Origin of the sequence: Nocardia sp. NPDC060220, assembly GCF_042727815.1 — a bacterium.
Lineage (GTDB): Bacteria > Actinomycetota > Actinomycetes > Mycobacteriales > Mycobacteriaceae > Nocardia.
Genome location: NZ_JBHWZY010000969.1, coordinates 1 through 2,400, shown reverse-complemented (window position 1 = coordinate 2,400; position 2,400 = coordinate 1). Strand labels below are relative to the sequence as shown.

The following is a 2,400-nucleotide window of genomic DNA, read 5'->3' as shown; positions in this document are numbered from 1 at the left end:
ACTCCAGCGCTTCCTCGCCTGACGCTGCCGCGCCGACACTGTTGCCTCGATATGCCATCATGAACTGTAACGAGTTCTAGAAATGCCCGAGGAGGCCACCGTGGGTGCTGCGCGATCGGTGCGGACAGGGCCGTTCGTCGTGCCCGCCGTGGACGAGATCCCCGGTGGGCGGATGCTCGACCTTCCCGGACGTGGCCGGACCTATGTCGTCGACCTCCCCGGACCACCCGGCGCACCGGTGCTGATCCTGCTGCACGGCACCGCGTGCACGGCGGCACTGAACTGGTTTCCCGCGTTGGAGTCGCTGAGCGCCCACTATCGCGTGGTGCTGTTCGATCAGCGCTGGCACGGGCGCGGGATCCAGTCGGCCCAGTTCCGGATCGACGACTGCGCCGACGATGTGGTCGCGGTCGCCGACGCGCTGGGTCTGGATCGCTTTGTCTGCGTCGGCTATTCGCTCGGCGGTATCGTCTCGCTGCTCACGGCACGCCGGTACCCGGACCGGGTGGCGGGACTGGTCCTGTGCGCGACTCCCTATCGCTTCCAGGAGAAGTGGCGCGAGCGGGCGTTCCATCGCGGTTTCGCTTCCGTCGCCGAGGCACTGGGCGACTATCCGTATCGCCGCGCCCGGCGCTTCACGCGGACCCTGCCGGATCTGCCGCCCGCCTTGGTGCCGGGGCAACTCCGCCGCTGGGCGATGGCCGAATTCCGCAGTACGAGTGGCTGGGCGCTAGCCCCCGTGCTGGCCGAGATCGGGACCTTCGACGCCACCGAGTGGCTACCCGAGCTGCGGATGCCGACCGCGGTGGTCATCACGACCAGAGACCGGGCGATCCCGGTGTACCGCCAGATCGAACTCGCGGCCGCCGTCCCGGGGTCGAGTATTCATCCGCTCGCGGCGGGTCACGCCGCGTGCGCCGTCGCGCCGGACCGGTTCGTCGCGGCGCTGACCGACGCGTGCCGGGCAGTGGCGGCACGGCTGTAGGTGACGACCCTGTTCGACGCCGGTGGCGAACAGGGCGATCGGCCCGAGCGGGTGATCAGCCCTTGGCCCGCGCCGCGGCGAGCAGGTCTTCGATCACGGCGGGCACGGCTTCGGCCAGTGCGTCGACATCGGGAACCAGGTCACGGCAGGCGATGAAGCCGAAATCGAGATCGCCGCAGTTCGACAGCACGGTGACGGTGAGCCCGGCACCGTGGAAGACCGGGCCGAACGGAAACATCCCGTCCACCCGGAAACCGAGGAAGTACAGCGGCATCGGCGGGCCCGGCACATTCGAAACCACCAGGTTGTGCACCACCGGGTGCCGTTCGGCCAGTTTCAGCGACGAGTACACGCGCGAGGCGAGCCGAAACGTGTTGGGCGGGGCGTACTTCGACCAGTCCTGCAGGAAGTCGGCGCCGATCATGTCGTGTTCGGCCTTGGCTTCGCGGTTCGCGACGGCCAGCACCCGCAGCCGCTCGACCGGATCGGCGACATCGGTGCCGAGGCGGCAGAACAGCGTCGAGACCTTGTTGATCCCCTCGGTGTGCCGGGTGGATTCGTGCACCGAGACCGGCACCGACGCGATCAGGGAGCGATCGGGCAGCTCGCCTCGTTCTTCCAGGTAGCGGCGCAGCACGCCGCCGACGACGGCCAGCACCACATCGTTGACCTTCACCCCGAACGCGGCCTTGATCTCCTTGATCGCGCCGAGGTCGGTCTTGGTGAACGAGACCGACCGCGCCGCGGTGACGGCCTGGTTGAACGGGGTGCGTGGCGCGGAGAACGGAAGTTCCATCCCCGCTTGATTGTTGCGGCGCCGCCGGGCGAAGCCCGCGACCATCCCGAGGGTCTTGGGGACCATGCCGAGCATGCCGGCCCTGGCGGGCAAGCGGACCGCGGCCCGCGCCGCCAGTTCCAGATCGCCGGGCACCGGTTCCGGTTGCCACGGCTCGGGTTCCGGGCGACTGGTCCCCGGCTCCAGATCGCACAGGTGCATCATCATGTTCGTGCCGGTGATGCCGTCGACGGCCGAGTGATGGTACTTGCAGACGACGGCCACCTTGCCGTCGTCGAGACCTTCCACCACCGACATCTCCCACAGCGGCCGATTCCGGTCCATCGGGCGACTGGCGATGGCGCCGATCAGCGCGGCCAGACCACCCGTCTCCGGCAATTCCACGCGCCGGATGTGGTTGTCGATGTCGAAGTCGGCGTCGTCGACCCACAGCGGATGATCGAGGTTGAACGGCACCGAGTGGATTCGGCGGCGCATATGCGGGATGAGGGGCAACCGCTTGCGGAGCTCGTCGCGGAGGTTGCCGAAGGAGTAGGGCCCGTCGGCCGGGTCGAGGATCAGCAGTGCGCAGACGTGGAGATGCTGGGTGTCGGTCTCCAGATAGAGGAAACTGGCATCC

General features: G+C 68.4%; 2 protein-coding genes. One reads left to right on the top strand and one right to left on the bottom strand.

All coding sequences use genetic code 11. The annotated features are described in order from the left end of the window. Window positions 1-100 precede the first annotated feature (100 nt). The gene (locus ACFWF3_RS32395; RefSeq protein ID WP_379317650.1) at window positions 101-985 is read left to right on the top strand and encodes an alpha/beta fold hydrolase; all 885 of its coding nucleotides are present in this window, start codon (window positions 101-103) and stop codon (window positions 983-985) included. A gap of 55 nt (window positions 986-1,040) precedes the next feature. Here the strand turns inward: ACFWF3_RS32395 and ACFWF3_RS32390 are convergent. Beyond that, window positions 1,041-2,400, bottom strand: a 1,360-nt coding sequence (locus ACFWF3_RS32390) for a wax ester/triacylglycerol synthase family O-acyltransferase (protein WP_379317648.1), incomplete at its 5' end; no start/stop codon positions are given.